The organism is Halomonas sp. IOP_14, assembly GCF_021021315.1.
In the GTDB taxonomy this organism is placed as follows: domain Bacteria; phylum Pseudomonadota; class Gammaproteobacteria; order Pseudomonadales; family Halomonadaceae; genus Vreelandella; species Vreelandella titanicae.
Window position 1 is genome coordinate 91,526 of the sequence record NZ_JAINWD010000006.1, and the last position, 20,620, is coordinate 112,145.

The following is a 20,620-nucleotide window of genomic DNA, read 5'->3' on the forward strand; positions in this document are numbered from 1 at the left end:
TGATACCCCATGAGCCCAAAAAGAGAGGAGTCAGTACCATGAAGATAAATCCTCTTGGCGCAAGCGGGGGCCTGGAACAATCACAGGGAACAAGCGCATTTTTGCTTACTCCCTCCACGCTGCTTGATGCTGGTACCGGTCTGAATCGTCTAAGCGACGAACAGATCCGTGGCGTGGAAAAAGTTTTATTGACCCATGCCCATATTGACCATATTGCCAGCCTCCCCCTTCTTGTCGATAGCCTCTTCGAACCCCTGATTTCACGCCATCATGCGCTAACAGTTTATGCTTTGCCCGACGTCATTAAGTCGCTTCAAACACATATTTTCAATGACATCATCTGGCCAGACTTTACCCAGCTACCCAGCGCTGAGCACCCAGTCTTGCAATATATCCCGCTCGACTTCTGGCAAACGTATACGCTCGATGAAACACTAAGCGTGATGCCTTTTCCTGTCACCCACGGTGTGCCTGCCTGTGGCTATTGGATAGGCAGCGCTAACAATGCATTGGCGTTTAGTGGCGACACCGGGCTTTCCAGCACCATCGTTCAGTCAATCGACCGGCTCGGCAAGCTCGACACCTTAGTAATTGAATGCGCCTTCCCCGATCAACTCGACCACCTTGCTGAATCATCGCATCACCTGACACCCCAGCGCCTCGCACATTTACTTTCCCAGTTGGCAATACGACCCAAAGCCGTTCACATCACACATTTAAAACCCGCGCACCGCGACACCATTATTCAGCAGCTCCACGATATGCTGCCCACATCACTGGCCTGGCAAACCATCCCATAGACAACGTTTAAGGATAGCCGCTTACCTCACTTACCTATCGTGTCATGCAGGCCTTCCAATACCAAAAATAACCTCATTGATGGTTCCTTCTATCACAAACATCAATATCCGCTCACGTGTAACGCTGAGTGGAAGCCATGATTTTTGCTAGCTTGTAGGCTGAACAGTAACGACTGGTCACATTCTCAAAATGTGCCGTCAGGCACATACCCACCAACATGGCAGGTTACCTAATGGCATTCACAAAAAGGCGACCTAGACGTCTCTGCGGCTTATTCAGCATCTCACTCTGGCTGCTATGTATTCCGCGCGTCTTTGCCTATGAAGAAACGCTCCAAAACGCGCGTCAAATGCTCGAACAGGACGATGCCCAAGCCGCCTACGAGCAGGTGAAAGCCGCCGAAGCACAGCATAGCGGTGAGCCTGAGTTTGACTACTGGTTGGGTGTCATTGCCCTGCGCGCCGGTGAAGTCAGCCACGCGCTGATAGCCCTGGACCGGGTACTGATTATCCAGCCCGAGCATGCGGGAGCACGCATGGAACGGGTGGCCGCCCTACTGCAGCTGGACCAGCGCCGCGCTGCCGAACAGGAAATCGAGCGCCTGGAAGCCCTGTATCCCCCGCCCGAGGCGCAAGCAGCTATTGGCCGCTTCAAAGCCGAAATCAATCAACGTCGGCAAGAGGAAAACGCACCTCAGCACAACGTCAGCATTGGCGTCACCTTTGGATATGACAGTAACCCCCAGCGTTATCAAAGCGAGATCTCCCTAGACCCGCTACCCCCCTCATTACGCAGCGTGGTGGATGAACTGATCGATAGCGGTGCGCTGGAACCCGACGACCCCGCCCAGCTTGACGAGACCACCTTTGCCAGTCGCTCCAGCGTCTATCATCGCTGGCAGGCCAATTACCAAGGCCGCTACCCGATCGACGATCGCTCGCGCTGGCTGATGAGTACAACCGCACAAACCCAGCGTTACCTGCGCGATTCGGCGGATGAGATCGACCTAACCCTCGTGCAACTCGCCCCCGGTTACCAGCGCGAGCTAGACAACGGCCACACCATGACGCTGCAGCCCAGCCTGTTACAAGGCTGGGGCGGCGCCGATCAGGACCCGCTATTGACCCGTTGGGGCCTCACCGGCCGCTATGCCTACACGATCGGCAGCGAGAGCGAACTTGCCTGGCAGGCGAGCGCCCAGCACAACGACTTCGATAACGCCCAGAGCGATTACGATGCCGGCCGGCTGGGCGTAACTCTGACAACGCCGCTCAACGACATCAGTCTTCGTTGGCAGGCCCAGCTAGGCCAGGAATGGGCCCGCGGTGGTGAAAGCAACCAACAGCGAGACGGCGGTGACCTCAACCACTGGCAGCTCGGCGTAGGCGTTGATGTCCCCATCGGCGAGCGCCAGCTGATACGTGGCGATATTGGGTACCGCCAGCGTGATTATCAGGATGACGTCAATAACATCACCACCCGCTATGAATCTCAAGCGCGCGAAGAGCAGATATGGGAAGCGCGCGTGAGCTGGCTCTACCAGTTCAATCGACACTGGCTGGTGGAAACCTCCGCCGACTATGAAAAGCGCAACGCTACTATCGACTTTTACGACTCGACACGCCTGCAAACGCAGATCGGCGTGCGTTATCTCTTCTAGGGAGGGCTTATGGCTCGTTTTACACAACATCCCATTGCCCGCTGGGTATCGCTGCATGCCAGTGTCGGCAGCCTCATTCTACCCATGGCCGTACTCGCCGACGCGCCTGCCGGGCGAGTAATGTTCATCCATGGCAATGCCACGATCGAGCGCGACGGCGAGCGCAGTGACGCTGAACGCGGCGATGACATCTTTGCTGGCGACACCTTCCGTACCCAAAGCGCCAGCACGCTACAGATCCGCTATAGTGACGGCGGCACCAAAGCGCTCCAGCCCGAAACCACCTACACCCTGGAAAGCTACGACGACAACCAGGAAAACCCAGAGGAATCCGAGCTAAGCGGCGAGCTACTCAAAGGTGGGCTACGTGCCATCACTGGTGCAATCGGGCACAACGCCCCGGAAAATGTCAGCCACAAAACACCGGTCGCCACCATGGGGATTCGCGGCACCAGCTTCCAGATCCTCCACGTGCCCGAAGGTAGCATGCCCCCGCTACCCAGCATGAACACCGGCAGTTATTTATATGTGGAAAGTGGCATGCTTAGCATGAATACCGACGCCGGCGAGCGCTTGGCACGCCCGGGCGACGTTGTTTTTACCTCAGCCGCTGACGCCACGCCCGAATTGCTGGCCGATGGCATCAACATCTTTGAACAGCTGGAAGAACAGCGCAGCGACATGGGGGAACGCGAGGACGAAAGCGACGATTTCCAGGAGCCAAGTCTTGCCAGCGCCACGCTAGATGCCGATACCGAGGACGCCAACAACGACGCCACTAGCGGCACCTTCTTTGATAACGCCGTTCTCGCCCCAGCCTCCAACGAGCAGCTCCAGCGAGACCAGACCGACAACTTGGCTAACCAACAAGCCACCAATGCCAATGCGCTGAGTGACGATATTGAAGACGAGCTAGAGTCGAAGCCTGAACCCGAGCCGGAACCGGAACCCGAACCAGAACCAGAACCAGAACCAGAGCCAGAACCTGAACCCGAACCCGAACCAGAGCCCGAACCAGAGCCAGAACCCGAACCAGAGCCCGAACCAGAACCCGAACCAGAGCCAGAACCAGAGCCCGAACCAGAGCCAGAGCCCGAGCCCGAACCAGAGCCCGAACCCGAACCCGAGCCAGAGCCCGAACCCGAACCAGAGCCCGAACCAGAGCCAGAGCCAGAGCCCGAACCCGAACCAGAGCCAGAGCCAGAGCCCGAGCCCGAACCAGAGCCCGAACCAGAACCAGAGCCCGAACCAGAGCCAGAGCCAGAGCCCGAACCAGAGCCAGAGCCCGAACCTCAGCCGGCCGAAACCCTGGGCTTTGATGACACCGAGACCATGCTCAGCCAGGGCAGTACAGGCGACAGTAACGAGCGGTTGACCCGCCAAGGCAGCGTTGCCCTAACCACCGGTGAAGGGGGCAGCGCACGGCTACCGGCGGAAGCCGTGCGCTTTGTTGAAGACCAGCTCACCTCCGCCGAGCGCGGCGACGAGCGACTGCAAACACCAGCTGATAGCACTCCTGCAAACGTCCGCGTCATTTCGCTCAGCGAACGCGACGGAACCCTAGATAGCGCTACGGTCATTTACTGGGGCCGCTGGTCGGTCGATGAGGTTGCCACGTTCAGCCAGGACGGAGAAACGCTGCTCACCCCGCTGGGCGAGGTCGGCGAGCTGCACTACGCTGGTACTAACCAAACGCGGGCGCTTGAAACGCTATCCCCCAGCAACGCCACCGACTTGATCGAACGCCTTGCCGACCTGGATCCCGACGCCCCGTTCGCACCCTACAATCGGCTGGACTTTTCACTGGTGACGCCCGGCGAGTTGACCGCCTCAAGCGGTGAACTCAGCGTCCGGGAAGAGGACTCGCGATTCTCACTTGTCTATTTGGAGGCCGACGGAGGTGTGCAGCTAAATGCCCAAGCGCGCTTCTACCTGATCGACGACAGCGGCGAAGTTTATCTCGCCCAGGCACAATCATGGCTGGAAAATTTTTTCTTCGACTCTGGAGACGGCAGCCAACGCCTAACCTTTGGCAATGAAGGCGCCCCCATTGGCGAGCCAAATCCCGGCGATGAAGACGGCGACGCAATCCCGGTCAGCGGCGGTTACTTTGCCTCGCGCTTCACCGGCAACGAAGGAGAGGACAGCAATGATGACGGCACCCTCGACGGTTTGATCGGCAACCTCTACGTAGAGATCGACGGCGAGGAAGGAGACCCTCTGACCGGCTACGGTAGCCTCGGCTTTGGCCGCGACCCGGCACCGGAGGTATGGATCGACTTTCCGCCTACCACCGAAAATAGCTTAACGACACTCATCGGCAGCGACTATTTAAACGGTTTTTACGAGCAAAACACCTCGCCCACCGAGCAAGGTGGCCAAGGCGTGGCCCAGGGCAACGTTGTCTGGGGCTACTGGGACGAAGAGACCCCCGACCCATTTTTTCCTGAAGAACAACAGCCCTTAGGAGAGAGCATTCCGTTTATTAGCGTGTCGGATGAACTCGCCGACACCATTAGCACAACGCTAAGTGACCAAGCACTAGGGGAGCTTAGCGGCCAGCTCGCCGAAGGAGTCACTTTCAATTGGGCAGGCGGCACCGGCCTGGTGCCGGCGTCAGGCGGCGATGTGATCCCAATTCTTGACGCAAGCAACCTCACACTCGCAAGTGACGGCGAAGAAAGCAGCGTCGCAGTCAGCATGCAGTTAGAGGAATTTGGTCAGTTAGTGGGTGAGCAAACAGCCAATGCCAGTGGGGATGGGTTTGAAACCTTCCCGATCGATACTCTCGACCTCACCCACGAAAACTGCGAAACCGACTGCTTCGATGCTGCCAGCCTACAAGGCAGGTACATCGGCGAAGATGCCGAGGCAATCATGAGCCTGATTGAAGCCGCAAGCGACGAACTCGGCAACTACAGCGGCACCGGACTGCTGGAGCGTTAAACCAACCGCCCGCCCCCGCCAATCCGCACCCTGGCTACTTATCGGTATGCGTCCACACCCCGTCCCAGTCGGGCGGGGGTGGGTTCTCCGTAAAGTAGCCAATGCGCTGCAGATACAGCTGTGTGGGCGGGTCGTCAGGGTCGTCCAAGGCATTGAACGCCGCCTCGGCGTTGCCAAACTCGCGGGCCTGATACAGGCCCACCGCCTGCTCAAACGCCGCCTGCCACGCTTTTTGCCCATCGCTCAGCTGCGCCCACTTGCCTACTGGCTCCAGCACCCAGAGCGGCGCGGCCCGGCCTTTTACGCGCACTTTATCCAACCGGCGGCAGCACCACTGGGGCGCCTCCTGCGCCGTTGTCTCGCTGACCAGCACGCTCACCCCGTACGCCTTGGTCAACCCCTCAAGGCGTGAACCCAGGTTGACGTTATCACCCATCACGGTATACGCCATGCGGAAGCTGGAACCCATGTTGCCCACGCTCATGGGGCCGGTATTCAGCCCCACGCCCATGGCGAGCGACGGTTTTCCCTCCTGGGTAAACGTCTGGTTAATTTCGTTTAACGCTGCCAGCATGGCAAACGCTCCTTCCAGAGCGTGCTCAACGTGTGCGCTATCGTGAAGCGGCGCCCCCCAAAAGGCCATAATCGCATCGCCCATGTATTTATCGATGGTGCCATTGTGAGCGTGGATCGCCTCGGTCAGCGGCGTCAGCAAGCGGTTCATCACCTGAGTCAACTCTTCCGGCGGGATCGATTCAGAAAACGCGGTAAACCCGCGAACGTCCGAAAACAGCACGGTCAGCTCGCGTTCCTCACCCTCTAAGTCAACGCCTTCGCCGCTTGCCACCATGTCGTCAACCAGCTTCGGCGGCACGTACTGCCCAAAGCGCTCGGCCACCCAGCGCTTGTGCTGAGACTCGCGCAGGAAATTGAGCCCCAGATGCCATAGCATCTGGGCGACAAACAACACCAGCAGCGACGCCACCGGCAGCACCAGGCCCTGCTGCCAAGCCCACAGGTTACCGCCCAGCGTAATGCCCAACAGCCCGGCGCTTGCCACCAGCAACACCGGCGCGCTCAAGCGCGGGTAGACCAGCACCATCACAGCCCCCAGGACCACCAGACTCAAGAATTCAAACCCCGCCACCCACGGCGGCTGAGCATGAAAGCGCTGGTGGAGCATGCCGGCCAGCAACGACATATTGACCTCTGGCCCAGGGAAGACGCCGCCTACCGGGGTGGAGCGCAAATCCATCAACCCAGGGGCCGAGGCCCCCAGAATCAGCGTTTTACCGGCTAATTCCTCAGGATCTACCCGCTCGTTCAAGACATCCGCCGCTGAAATATAGGTAAAGTGACCACGCTCGCCGTACCACGGCACCAGCGCTGCACCTTCGTTATCTACCGGTATCTCGAACCCGCCCACGTCCAGCGCTTCCAGTTGGGCCATGCCCGCGCCTTCCGCCACTTGGGGCTGAATGGTCGGCCCGCCGATCATGGCCATCAGCATGGCCAGCGGTAGGCTCGGATAAAGCTCGCCTTCCCAGCGTTGCAACAGCGGCACGCGGCGAAACACACCGTCGTCATCGACGCGGGGGTTATCAAAAAAACCGCCGCCCATGGCGTTGTGTTGCAACGCGGGCAGGTTGCCGGTGTAACGTTCCGGTTCGGGCACCGCCAATAATCCGCCGTCGGCCACCTCAACCGGGGCAGGTAACTCGCCCACCGGCGGTGGGTCATTTTCAGCGACGGCAGCCTGAAAGTAGTAGCCCAGCACCACGGGAAAATTGGTCAGCGTCTCGGCCAGCACCTCGTCGCCGTTTTCCGGCGGCGAGCGCTCTTCAAGCTCAGGGTAAGCATTTACCAACTCTTCCCAGTACTGCTCAAGGGCCTGGCCTTCCGGCTCGGCGAACACGATATCCACGCCCAGTAGCGCCGCGTCGTAGGTATCAAACAGCGTTTCCATCAGCTCAGCAATTACCGTACGCGGCCATGGCCACTGGCCCACTTCATACAGGCTACGCTCATCAATATCGATGATCGCCAGCGACGGGTCGGCCTCCTCGTCGCTCAGAGTAGCGCGCACCCGGGTATCGTAGGTTTGCCATTCCAGCCGCTCCAGAAACGGCAGCGGTCCCCACCCCATCAGGTCTAGCAACATCACCAGCACGATGGCGACACCGCCACCAACCTGCAGCCACCGCCAATGCCTTGTACCATTGGCTATCGTCATAACCCCAACCTTGTTGCTGTCAGTTTTTACACGCTACCACTCTGTGTTTTTCCTTGCTTTCAACGTCTCTCACATTTTGTATAGTAGGGCTCTAATCATTCTTTCTAACGCGACGCCCGCCATGGCTTTTATTTCATTTTCGACGAATGACTTTGCGCCTAACGAACGACTGGAAGCTGCGCAAGACATCTATAGCGCAATCGCCCAGGTGCAGCTTGATGCGCCCAAAAAGCAAACACCACATGTGGAAACACGTATTAAGCTACTGCCTGGCATATCGATTGCCAATGTGACAGCGTCTTCATTACATGCGGCGCGCAAATCACCTCAAGTGGTCGATGGTAACGACGACATTACCTTCTTGATCCACCCCGGTGGCCAGGGCGGTTGGCTTTCACATCTACAAGCCCACGATACGCTGGCCTGCACCCCAGGCAGGGCTCGCATTGTTCTCAACCATCAATCAGGCAGCGTTGATTTTCACGGTGAGCGAGTTAATTTTCTCAGCGTTGCGTTTTCACGTGCCCAGTTAGCGCCGCTTATTCACGGCCTGGATCGCGTGCCCAAAACGTTACTGCCTCCCAGTGAGCCACTACAGCATATTATCCGGATCGCTCTTTCGCTTACTCACCCCCAAAATGCTGTCGTGGAAACTTCAACAGAACCATTAAGGAGGCAATTGTTTGATCTTGCTTGCTTATCACTCGGCGCTACTCGTGACTCAAGTTATCGCTCCCTATGGGGTGGGCTACGAGCGGCTAGATTGAAAGCCATTAAAGCTGATATCAAACTGCTTGCGCGGACGCCAATCAGCCTAGAATCTATCGCAGCGCGACATGCGGTATCACCCAGCTATATCCGAGCGCTGTTTAACAGTAAAGGCACATCCTTTACCGATTATTTACTTGAACAGCGACTGCAAATCGCTTTTAACGCACTAACAAACTGCCAAGCACCGCCAAGATCCATTAGCGATATTGCGTTTAAAACCGGATTCAACAACATTTCATGGTTTTATCGCGCCTTCAAGCATCGCTTTGGGATTCCACCCGGCGAAGCGCGGCATATCGCCATCCACTCTCGCATTTAACAACCAATGAGTACGGCAAGTGTAACGCTGAGTGGAAGCCCTCCCCCTTGCGAATGCGTACGCTAGTAAAAAAATACTAGTCGCAGGGGCAGACCATGAACCGGATCTATCGCACCGTTTGGAGCGCGACCAAAGGGCAATGGAAAGTGGCGCCGGAAACCGTTAAAAGCCAGGGTAAAACGTCACCACGCTCCGCCACCGTGGGCACGATGGCCGCTTTGGCCACAGGCAGTTTGATATTCTTCCCGCTCAGTGCCTTCGCCAGCGGCCTCCCCTCGGGCGGAGAGATACGCGCCGGTAGCGGCAACATCGAGCAGTCCGGCCATGAAATGCGCATTAACCAGCACAGCGACCGCATGGCTATCGACTGGGATGACTTCTCTGTGAAGGAGGGCCATCGCGTTGAGTTCAACCAGCCCGGCCGTGACGCCGCCGCGCTTAACCGCGTGACTGGTGGTCAGCTCTCGCAGATTCGGGGGGCTATTGACGCCAACGGCCAGGTCTTCCTCGTTAACCCCAACGGCATTTTCTTTGGCGATACAGCCCAGGTCGACGTGGGCGGGCTGGTCGCTTCAACGCTGGATATCAGCCCGGAAGACTTTATGGCCGGGGACTTCACCTTTGAAGGTTCCAGCAGCAGCGCGATTGTCAACCAGGGCAACATCCGTACCGGTGACGAAGGCTATGTCGCCCTGATTGCCGCTGAAATCATCAACGAAGGTAGCATCACCGCCCCGCGCGGCGATGTAATGATGGGCGCGGGCAGCCGTGTGCGGCTGGACATGGGCGGCCCTGTCAAGATCGAGGTCGAAGAAGCCCTGCTGGATACCTACATTGAGCAAGGCGGTGCCATTAAAGCCGATGGCGGGCGGGTTTACCTCACCGCCAAAGCGGCTGGCGATCTCGCCGCCAGCGTGATCAACCACACCGGCGTCACCCAGGCGCGCACGGTTGCTGAAAACGAGCAGGGTGAAATCTGGTTGATGGGTGATATGCAACACGGCGAGACCCGCGTGGCTGGCACCCTGGATGCCTCGGCACCCAATGGTGGCGACGGTGGCTTTATCGAAACCAGTGCGGCCAAGGTCAGCATTATGGATGAGGCCGCCGTGACTACTAAAGCTGACCAGGGTGAAACGGGGGAGTGGTTGATTGACCCCTACGACTTCACTATTGCTGAAAGTGGCGGCCACCTCACCGGCACGGCGCTTTCCAGCGCGCTGGGTAATAACGATGTTATGATCGAAACGACTGGCTCAAATGCTGGTTGCACCAACGTGGCCTGCGGTGATGGTGATGAAAACGGCAACGGCGATATCTTCGTTAATGACGAAGTTACCTGGGACAGTGGTAGCACCCTCACTCTCAGTGCCTGGCGTGATATCCAGATCAATCAAACAATAGATGCTTCAAAGGGCAGCGGCGGCAAGCTCGAACTGGAGTACGGCCAGAGCGGCGGTAGCGGTGACTACCGCGTCAATACCCCGATCAATCTGCGAGCGGGACAAAACTTCTCGACAAAACGCGGCAATGGATCGACTGTCGACTTCACGGTGATTACTGCTCTGAAAAATGCGGATGCAGATACCACCAGCCTAGTGGATCTACAAGGCACTGGCAGTCACCTTTCCGGTCACTTTGCCCTTGGGGCTGATATCGATGCTTCACCAACCGCCATCTGGGATCAGGACGGTACAGATGCCAGCAACAATCCAATCTACCTGGGTTGGGATCCCATTGGTGAATATGTCATCGACCAAAACAAAGCCTTCACCGGCACCTTTGACGGCCTTGGCCATACGATCAATGACTTGACCATCGACCGCCCCGACGAGCCGTTCACTGGCCTGTTTGGCGTTACCGACAGCAACAGCATAATTCGTAATATCGGCCTGATTGGTGGCAGCGTCTCGGGCTCATCCAGGGTCGGTAGCCTGGTTGGCTATAACAAGAGTGACATCTTCAACGCCTACGCAACCAGTACGGTTACTGGCGAGCAAAATGTCGGTGGGCTCTTAGGGTTTACTCTTGGTGGTGATATCGCCCGCGTCTACGCCACTGGCGATGTAACGGGCAGCAGCGACATTGTCGGGGGGCTGGTTGGTGGCAATGATAGCAGCGTTATCTCCAACGCCTATGCCACTGGCGATGTAACGGGTAGCAGCATCTATGTCGGTGGGTTGGTAGGGTTTACCCGTGAAGATATTACCCACGCCTACGCTACCGGCGATGTGACGGGCAGCACTGATGTCGGCGGGCTAGTGGGGAAAGTCTTTAGCGGTAATATCAATAACAGCTACTACGCCACCACTGACGCCAACGGCACGGCGATCAACGCAACTAACGACTCCGGCGTTGGCACAGGCGTAACGCGTTTTGAGCTGATGAGCCCATTGATCGTCAATAGCTTTAATGCGCCGATCTGGTCATTTGCTACCGATGCCAATGCGGAGGGCTATCAGGTTAGCTTGCCTTATCTCAATGGCACCACTCGCCAACAAGATATCCAGACTGCCACATTGTTTGAAGCAGGGCATGGTTCTCCAGTCGAGCCGTTTACCCTCACCAACTGGCAGCAACTTCAAAACATTAACGCCAGTGGTGAATTATTGAGTGGGGGATACCACTTTTCTCTCGTTAACTCTCTTGATAATACCACCACCGGCTATGCCAGTCTGGCAGGTGAAAGCGCCAATGGCGGTGAGGGCTGGGATCCCATCGGTGATGCCAGTAACAATTTTACTGGCACCTTTGACGGCCTCGGCCATACCATCAGTGACCTAACCATCGACCGGTCAGATGAAGGCTATGTTGGCCTGTTTGGCCGCACCAATAATGATTCAAACATAAGAGATATCGGCCTAGTAGATAGTAGTGTGATAGGCGACACCTTTGTAGGAGGATTGGTGGGCTACCTCTACGATGGTGACATAACCAACAGTTACTCCACGGGCGACGTGGAAGGCCGATTTGTTACTGGTGGACTGGTAGGTATGAACAGCTATAGAGGTCATATCACTAACGCCTACACCACGGGCAATGTGGAGAGCCGCGATGGACAAGCCGGTGGATTAGTGGGCAGTAACGAAGGCGGAACTATCGGCAATGCCTACGCAACAGGCAATGTAAAGGGCAATACTTGGGCTGGCGGGCTAGTGGGCCATGGCTTTAGCGGCAAGATTACTAATACCTACGCCACGGGCAATGTGACAGGCAATAGCTTCGTCGGCGGTCTTGTTGGCTCTAGTAATAGTCCGGCTATCACCATAACCAACAGCTACTTCGCCACAACGGATGCCGATGGAAATAATATCAATCAGACGAATGCTTCCGGTGGAGGTGAAGGAGTAACCCTTGAAGCGCTAACCGAACCCGGCACCTTCGGTGCCTGGGGAGATGACATCGATGACCAGGGCAGCAGCGATGTCACTTGGCGTATATATGAAGGCCGTACCACACCGTTGCTGCGCAGCTTTTTAACACCATTGAACGTCACACCTGATGTTTCGAATAAGAGCTACGACGGTAACATCGCCAGCAGCGACGACACCACTTATAGCACGGACGTGAGCGGCGCGGCGCTGGAGGGTAGCCTTGCGTATAGCACTGGTGCCGCCGATGCAGGCACCTACCGCACCACTGATGGCAACCTCATGTTATCGGGGCTGTTCTCCGATCAGCAAGGCTACGATATCAGCTACAACGATACAGCTAGCCTGACCATCGAAAAGGCTGACGCCAGCGTCACCGCCAACAGCGATACCGTGACGTACGACGGCACCGAGCAAAACATCACTGGCTATACCGTCACCGGTTTGGTCAATGGTGAAGATGAAAGCGTACTCGATAGTGTCACCACCTCTGGCGGCAGCGGCACCGATGCCGACCGTTATCCCCATACCATCAGCGGCACGGATAACAATTACAACCTCGACTTCACCGACGGCGAGCTGATCATCGAGAAGGCCAATGCCACCGTCACCGCCAACAGCGATACCGTGACGTACGACGGCACAGAACAAAGCGTCACCGGCTTTAGCGCTACTGGCTTGGTGGGTAGCGACACTCCGTCAGACCTCACCAATGTCATCACTACGGGTGGCCGTGGTAAAAATGCGGACAGCTACGCCCACGAGATCAGCGGCAACGCGCAAAATTACAATTTGACGTTCAATAATGGCGAACTGGTCATCGAGAAGGCTGACGCCACCGTCACCGCTAGCAGCGACACCGTAACGTACGACGGCACCGAACAAAGTGTCACCGGCTTTAGCGCTACTGGGTTGGTGGGTAGCGACACTCCGTCAGACCTCACCAATGTCATCACTACGGGGGGCCGTGGTAAAAATGCGGACAGCTACGCCCACGAGATCAGCGGCAACGCGCAAAATTACAATTTGACGTTCAATAATGGCGAACTGATCATCAAGAAGGCTGACGCCACCGTCATCGCTAGCAGCGACACCGTAACGTACGACGGCACCGAACAAAGTGTCACCGGCTTTAGCGCTACTGGGTTGGTGGGTAGCGACACTCCGTCAGACCTCACCAATGTCATCACTACGGGGGGCCGTGGTAAAAATGCGGACAGCTACGCCCACGAGATCAGCGGCAACGCGCAAAATTACAATTTGACGTTCAATAATGGCGAACTGATCATCAAGAAGGCTGACGCCACCGTCATCGCTAGCAGCGACACCGTAACGTACGACGGCACCGAACAAAGTGTCACCGGCTTTAGCGCTACTGGGTTGGTGGGTAGCGACACTCCGTCAGACCTCACCAATGTCATCACTACGGGGGGCCGTGGTAAAAATGCGGACAGCTACGCCCACGAGATCAGCGGCAACGCGCAAAATTACAATTTGACGTTCAATAATGGCGAACTGATCATTAAGAAGGCTGACGCCACCGTCACCGCCAGTAGCGATACCGTGACCTACGACGGTACCGAGCAAAACGTCACTGGCTATACCGTCACCGGTTTGGTCAATGGTGAAGATGAAAACGTACTCGACAGTGTCACCACCTCTGGTGGCAGTGGCACCAATGCAGGCAGCTACCCCCACACCGCCAGCGGCACAGATCAAAATTACAACCTGACTTTCGAAGACGGCACCCTCACCATTGACCCCCGCGCCATCACCGTCACCGCCGACGACCAAAACAAAACCTACGGCAATGATGACCCGACACTGACCTGGCAAATCACCGATGGCAATTTGGTGGGTGACGACTTCCTCGCAGGGGATCTGACCCGTGAGATAGGCGAGGAAGTGGGGCTTTACGCCATTCTCCAAGGGGATCTGAATACCGTGCAGAACCCCAATTACGCTATCGCCTTTGTTGAAGGCGAGCTGCAGATCGCCCCCCTGCCGGAACCCGAACCAGAGCCACAGCCCGAACCAGAGCCACAGCCCGAACCAGAGCCACAGCCCGAACCAGAGCCGCAGCCCGAACCAGAGCCGCAGCCCGAACCAGAGCCGCAGCCCGAACCAGAGCCGCAGCCCGAACCAGAGCCGCAGCCCGAACCAGAGCCGCAGCCCGAACCAGAGCCGCAGCCCGAACCAGAGCCGCAGCCCGAACCAGAGCCGCAGCCCGAACCAGAGCCGCAGCCCGAACCAGAGCCGCAGCCCGAACCAGAGCCGCAGCCCGAACCAGAGCCGCAGCCCGAACCAGAGCCGCAGCCCGAACCAGAGCCGCAGCCCGAACCAGAGCCGCAGCCCGAACCAGAGCCGCAGCCCGAACCAGAGCCGCAGCCCGAACCAGAGCCGCAGCCCGAACCAGAGCCGCAGCCCGAACCAGAGCCGCAGCCCGAACCAGAGCCGCAGCCCGAACCAGAGCCGCAGCCCGAACCAGAGCCGCAGCCCGAACCAGAGCCGCAGCCCGAACCACAGCCGCAGCCCGAACCACAGCCTGAACCGAAGCCTGAGTCACCCTCCCCTCTAGTTTTAGGAGTCAATATTGATGCGGTCATCAATCAGACACGTCGAGATGCCTCGCCCGCTATCGTGGAAGAGCGACTGAGACGCACCAATGGGTTATCGCAACGGCCCTCATCCCCCACGCTGCCTGCTGGTATAGAAATCGTGACGGGAGGCATCAATACCTCTATTGGCGATGGCACTACCGAGAATGAGTAATACTCCCCCCAAAGTGTAGCGCTGAGTGGAAGCGCCCCCCCACTGCCCCTTGGTAGGCTAATAAAAAAGTATCACTCAAAAGGGGACAGGGGATCATGAACCGCATCTATCGCACCGTTTGGAACGCGGCCAGGGGGCAGTGGCAAGTCGCACCTGAAAACGTTAAACGCCACGGCAAATCATCGACGCGCCGTTCCCACACCGTCGGTTCGGTGACGTCGTTGGCGGCCGGGAGTTTGATACTTCTGCCCCTAAGCGCCTTCGCCAGCGGCATCCCCTCGGGCGGGGAGATCCGTGCCGGTATCGGCACTATCGAGCAGTCCGGCCACGAGATGCGCATCAACCAAAACAGTGACCGTATGGCCATCGACTGGGATGACTTCTCTGTTAAGGAGGGCCATCGCGTCGAGTTTCACCAGCCCGGCCACGACGCGGCTGCGCTTAACCGCGTGACTGGTGATCAGCTCTCGCAGATTCGGGGGGCTATTGACGCCAACGGCCAGGTCTTCCTCGTTAACCCTAACGGTATTGTGTTTGGTGACACCGCCCAAGTGGATGTCGGCGGTCTGGTGGCCTCAACGCTGGATATCAGCCCCAAAGACTTTATGGCCGGGGATTTTACCTTTGAGGGCGACAGCAGCAGCGCGATTATTAACCAAGGCAACATCCGCGCCGCTGAAGAAGGCTATGTGGCTCTGATCGCCGCCGAAATCATCAATAAAGGCAGCATCACCGCCCCGCGCGGCGATGTAATGATGGGCGCCGGTAGCCGCGTCACCTTGGATATGGGCGGTCCGATCAAAATCGAGGTAGAAGAAGCCCTGCTGGATACCTACATCGAGCAAGGCGGCGCCATCCAAGCCGACGGTGGGCGGGTCTATTTGACCGCCAAAGCCGCAGGCGACTTGGCCGCCGGCGTGATCAACCACACCGGCGTCACCCAGGCGCGCACGGTAGCTGAAAACGACCGAGGCGAGATCTGGCTGATGGGCGATATGGAGCACGGCGAGACCCGCGTGGCCGGTACGCTGGATGCGTCAGCGCCCGCCTCTCTCAACCCAAGCGGCGGCGACGGCGGTTTTATCGAAACCAGTGCGGCCAAGGTCAGCATTATGGACGAGGCCACTGTCACCACCCGCGCCGATGACGGCCAGACCGGCGAGTGGCTGATTGACCCGCAGGATTACACTGTCGCGTCGTCGGGTGCCGATATGACCGGCAATGCCCTTTCCAACAACCTCGCCGAGAACAACGTCACCATTGCAAGTGTTCAGGGCGGCGAAGACGGCAACGGCGATATTTTCGTCAACGACGAGGTCACCTGGAGCAGCGGTAATACCCTGACCCTGAACGCCCAGCGGAATATCGAAATCAACGAGGAAATAGATGCCAGCCAGGGTGGTGGCGGCAAGCTGGCGTTGGAGTACGGCCAGGGCAGCACAAACGGCGAGATCGACGGTGAAACAGCTCTTTACACTGTTAATGCCCCGGTCAATCTGCAGGCCGGACAGAGCTTCTCGACCCAGTTGGGCGGCGATGGTAACAACCGGATCGACTTTACCGTGATTACCCGGCTGACCGGCGGCAGCGACACAAACCTCAGCGATCTACAAGGCAACAGCCACCTTTCTGGCAACTTTGCCCTGGGCGCGGATATCGATGCCAGTGATACGGAAAATTGGGACAGCGGGAAAGGTTGGAAGCCAATTGGTGACAGTATCTCACCCTCGAAAAGTTTCAGTGGCGTGTTCGATGGCTTGGGGCACACTCTTTCTGGATTAACTATTAATCGTGGAACGGAGGAGTTTGGAGTTGGGTTATTTGGTACTACCAACGGTACAGCTAGTAACATTGCTCAGGGTATTGCCCAGTTTTCAAATCTTGGCTTAACCGACGTTAATATAAGCGGTGATCGTCGTGTTGGTAGTTTACTGGGTTGGATGACTCTAATAAGTGGTAGAAATGCACCAATTATAAGAAATGTTTACACCACCGGCACAGTAATAGGGCAGGAAAGGGTTGGCGGATTAGTTGGAAATGGATTTGGTGTACGTGGAGCAATACTAGACAGTCATACCCATGTGGACGTCACAGGAAAAGAAACTGTAGGTGGTCTAATCGGAGGGACTAATTCAAATTATACATCTTTAAAGCTTAAAAATAATTACACCACCGGAAAGGTTAGCGGCACAAAAAACGTAGGCGGATTAATAGGCCATGCCGCTGAAGTGGAAATAGCTGACAGCTACGCTATCGGTGACGTAGATGGCGACGACAGCATTGGTGAGAACATTGGTGGGCTTGTGGGTTATAACGAATACAGCTCAATCACCAATGCCTACGCCAACGGCGCGGTGTCTGGCAATAAACTCGTCGGCGGTCTGGTGGGTAATAACAATGCTGACAGCAGCTCTTTTGTCAGTATCGATAACGCCTACGCCACCGGTAAGGTAAACGGTAGCGAAGGCGGAGTCGGCGGCTTGGTAGGAGGTGTACAAAACGGCAAAATTACCAATGCCTACGCCACCGGCGACGTATCTGGCCAAGTTGCCGTTGGCGGACTGATAGGGACAGTTGCGGGCCCCGTTGTCAACGCTTACGCCACGGGGGATGTAACAGGTACAGGAACGGACAGTGAATTTATCGGCGGATTATTGGGCTACTCCGTTCATCGTATCACCAATGCCTACGCCACCGGCACAGTCAGCGGCAACAGTGATATCGGCGGGCTGGTCGGGAGCCACCTTAGCGTCTGGTTCAACAGCTACTACGCCACTACCGATGCCGATGGAAATGCCATCAATCCGACCAACGATTCTGGCGCGGGCGAAGGCAAAACCTACGCCGAACTCACTCAACTCAGCACTTTCGGGGCCTGGGGAAGCGATATCGACGACCAGGGCGGTACTGATGCGATCTGGCGCATTTATGACGACCATTCCACACCGCTACTGCGAAGCTTTCTCACGCCGGTGGCCATCACCTCACTTTCAGATAAGACCTATGATGGCGATATTGCCAGTGGCTCTACCGCCGCTTATGACACGGACGTAAGTAATGCGACGCTGGATGGCAGCCTCACGTATGCGACTGATGACGCCAATGCAGCTACCTATCGCACCAGTGATAACAGCCTGACGCTGTCGGGACTGTTCTCCGACCAGCAGGGCTACGATATCCGCTATGCTGGTGCTCGCCTGGACATTACACCCCGCCCTCTTTCCATCGATGGCACCAATGTCGATGACAAAGTTTATGACGGCACCACGGATGCCGTTGTCACAACGGGCACACTGGACGGTCTGATCGAGAGTGAAGAGCTAGGCGTTACTGCCAGCGGTAGCTTCGAAAGCGCCAACGCTGGGCAGCGCGAGGCCATTGCTAGCTACACGCTTAGCGATGGCAGCAATGGTCTAGCCAGTAACTATATGCTGGCAGATACCACACATACCGCGACCATTGATCCTCGCGTGCTCTCTATCAACGGCACGACCGTCGACGACAAAAACTATGACGGCACCACGGACGCCACCGTGACGGCAGGCGCGCTGGACGGTCTGATCGGGAGTGAAAAACTAGGCGTTACCGCCACCGGCAGCTTCGACAGCGCCAACGCTGGGCAGCGCGACGCCACTGCTAGCTACACGCTTAGCGATGGTAGCAATGGTCTAGCCAGTAACTATACGCTGGCGGATACCACGCATACTGGCACCATCAACCCCCGCCCTATAACGGCCAAAGAGATCGCTGATGGTCAATCGGTCTACGGAGAACCGCTGAGCTCTGGTGACGTTACCCTAAGCAACGTGGTCGATGGCGATGAAGTCACCGCGCAGGCAGATGTGCTCACAGGCACCACGAGGAGTACCTCCGGTAAGGTTATCGTTGACACTTACGACCAAGAGCTTGATACCAGTAGCCTGGAAGGTAGTGATGCCGCCAACTATACCTTGGCAACTTACACCGAGGCGGATAGCTACAAGGTCACCGCTCGCCCGCTCAACATCACCGGCACCAACGCCGACGACAAAATCTACGACAGCACCACAGAGGCCACAATAACGGGTACCGCTCAGTTGGATGGTCTGGTAACAGGCGACGCCGTCTCCATCGACGCTACCGCCGTGGTGGGCAGTTTTGAAGATAAGAATGTCGGCAACGGCAAGCAGGTCAACGTCACCGGCTATACACTGGCCGGTGCGGATTCCGGCAACTATAGCTTTACCCAACCCAGCGGCCTCAGCGCCGATATCACCCCTCGTCCTATAACGGTCACCAAGATCGCTGATGGTCAATCAGTCTACGGCGACCCTCTGGCCCCCGGTGACGTTAGCCTGGATAACGTAATAGGTGGTGATAAGGTCACTGCACAAGTCGCCCTTACAGGTACCACACTGAGCACTTCCAACAACGTGAATGCCGGCGACTATGGTCAAGAGGCAGATGGCACGCTAAGCGGCGACGATGCCGCCAACTACACCCTGACCAATACGATCACCAAGCCAGATAGCTACACCGTCACCCGCCGCCCGGTGGACGTCACCGCCGATGCCCAACAAAAATACCAGGGCCGCGACGATCCCACATTGACTTACCAAGCCGAGGCCATGACCACCGGTCGTGGATTGGTCAGCGGCGACACCCTGGACGGTGAGCTTAGCCGCGTGGCGGGGGAGGAACTAGGTGATTATGACATTGAGCAAGGTACGGTGGATGACGCAAACAACCCCAACTACAGCATCGATTTTGCGGGTGCACTGCTCACGATCGCTACTGAGCCACCAACGCCGGAGCCAGAGCCCGAACCAGAGCCACAGCCCGAACCAGAGCCACAGCCCGAACCAGAGCCGCAGCCCGAACCAGAGCCGCAGCCCGAACCAGAGCCGCAGCCCGAACCAGAGCCGCAGCCCGAACCAGAGCCGCAGCCCGAACCAGAGCCGCAGCCCGAACCAGAGCCGCAGCCCGAACCAGAGCCGCAGCCCGAACCAGAGCCGCAGCCCGAACCAGAGCCGCAGCCCGAACCAGAGCCGCAGCCCGAACCAGAGCCGCAGCCCGAACCAGAGCCGCAGCCCGAACCAGAGCCGCAGCCCGAACCAGAGCCGCAGCCCGAACCAGAGCCGCAGCCCGAACCAGAGCCGCAGCCCGAACCAGAGCCGCAGCCCGAACCAGAGCCGCAGCCCGAACCAGAGCCGCAGCCCGAACCAGAGCCGCAGCCCGAACCAGAGCCGCAGCCCGAACCAGAGCCGCAGCCCGAACCAGAGCCGCAGCCCGAACCAGAGCCGCAGCCCGAACCAGAGCCGCAGCCCGAACCAGAGCCGCAGCCCGAACCAGAGCCGCAGCCTGAACCAGAGCCGCAGCCTGAACCAGAGCCGCAGCCTGAACCAGAGCCCGAACCAGAGCCTGAACCGGAGCCGCAGCCCGAACCAGAGCCACAGCCTGAACCAGAGCCACCGCCAGAACCAGGGCCGGAGCCGGAGCAGCCTGAACCAGAGCCACAGCCAGAACCAGGGCCGGAGCCGGAGCAGCCTGAACCAGAGCCACCCGCCTCTCTCGCTTTAGGGGCCACTATCGACGCAGCCGTCAATCAAGCGCTTCAAGACGCATCACCCACTGACGAGGAAGAGCGGCTGAGACGCGCCAATGAGTTAACGCAAGGGCACTTACCATCCACCCTGCCTGCAGGCATAGAAATAGTGGCGGGCGGTATCAATACCTCTGCCGCCGATCAAGAAACTGAAGGGGAATGA

General features: G+C 57.7%; 7 protein-coding genes. 6 read left to right on the top strand and 1 reads right to left on the bottom strand.

Annotated features, from left to right (window positions below):
* Positions 1 to 38: 38 nt before the first annotated feature.
* The 3 genes from K7H09_RS06260 (at position 39) to K7H09_RS06270 (ending at position 5,407) form a co-directional block, all read left to right on the top strand.
* Entirely contained in the window at positions 39 to 800 is a 762-nt protein-coding gene (locus tag K7H09_RS06260; protein WP_230804148.1) for a 3',5'-cyclic-nucleotide phosphodiesterase, read from the top strand.
* A gap of 350 nt (positions 801 to 1,150) precedes the next feature.
* Complete coding sequence (locus tag K7H09_RS06265) at positions 1,151 to 2,461, top strand: hypothetical protein (protein WP_230804149.1); 1,311 nt, start codon at positions 1,151 to 1,153, stop codon at positions 2,459 to 2,461.
* 9 nt (positions 2,462 to 2,470) lie between these two features.
* A complete protein-coding gene (locus K7H09_RS06270) occupies positions 2,471 to 5,407 on the top strand; it encodes a FecR family protein (protein ID WP_230804151.1) in 2,937 nt (978 codons plus the stop codon).
* A gap of 34 nt (positions 5,408 to 5,441) precedes the next feature.
* Here the strand turns inward: K7H09_RS06270 and K7H09_RS06275 are convergent, their stop codons facing one another.
* The gene (locus K7H09_RS06275; RefSeq protein WP_230804153.1) at positions 5,442 to 7,640 is read right to left on the bottom strand and encodes a CHASE2 domain-containing protein; all 2,199 of its coding nucleotides are present in this window, start codon (positions 7,638 to 7,640) and stop codon (positions 5,442 to 5,444) included.
* A 121-nt stretch (positions 7,641 to 7,761) separates the two neighbouring features.
* On the opposite strand from K7H09_RS06275, the gene K7H09_RS06280 reads away from it, so the two are divergent.
* From K7H09_RS06280 to K7H09_RS06290, 3 genes are all read left to right on the top strand, one after another.
* Complete coding sequence (locus K7H09_RS06280; RefSeq protein WP_230804155.1) at positions 7,762 to 8,730, top strand: helix-turn-helix transcriptional regulator; 969 nt, start codon at positions 7,762 to 7,764, stop codon at positions 8,728 to 8,730.
* A 95-nt stretch (positions 8,731 to 8,825) separates the two neighbouring features.
* Complete coding sequence (locus K7H09_RS06285; RefSeq protein WP_230804157.1) at positions 8,826 to 14,873, top strand: MBG domain-containing protein; 6,048 nt, start codon at positions 8,826 to 8,828, stop codon at positions 14,871 to 14,873.
* Positions 14,874 to 14,968: 95 nt separating this feature from the next.
* Positions 14,969 to 20,620, top strand: a complete 5,652-nt coding sequence (locus tag K7H09_RS06290) for a YDG domain-containing protein (protein WP_230804159.1) — start codon at positions 14,969 to 14,971, stop codon at positions 20,618 to 20,620.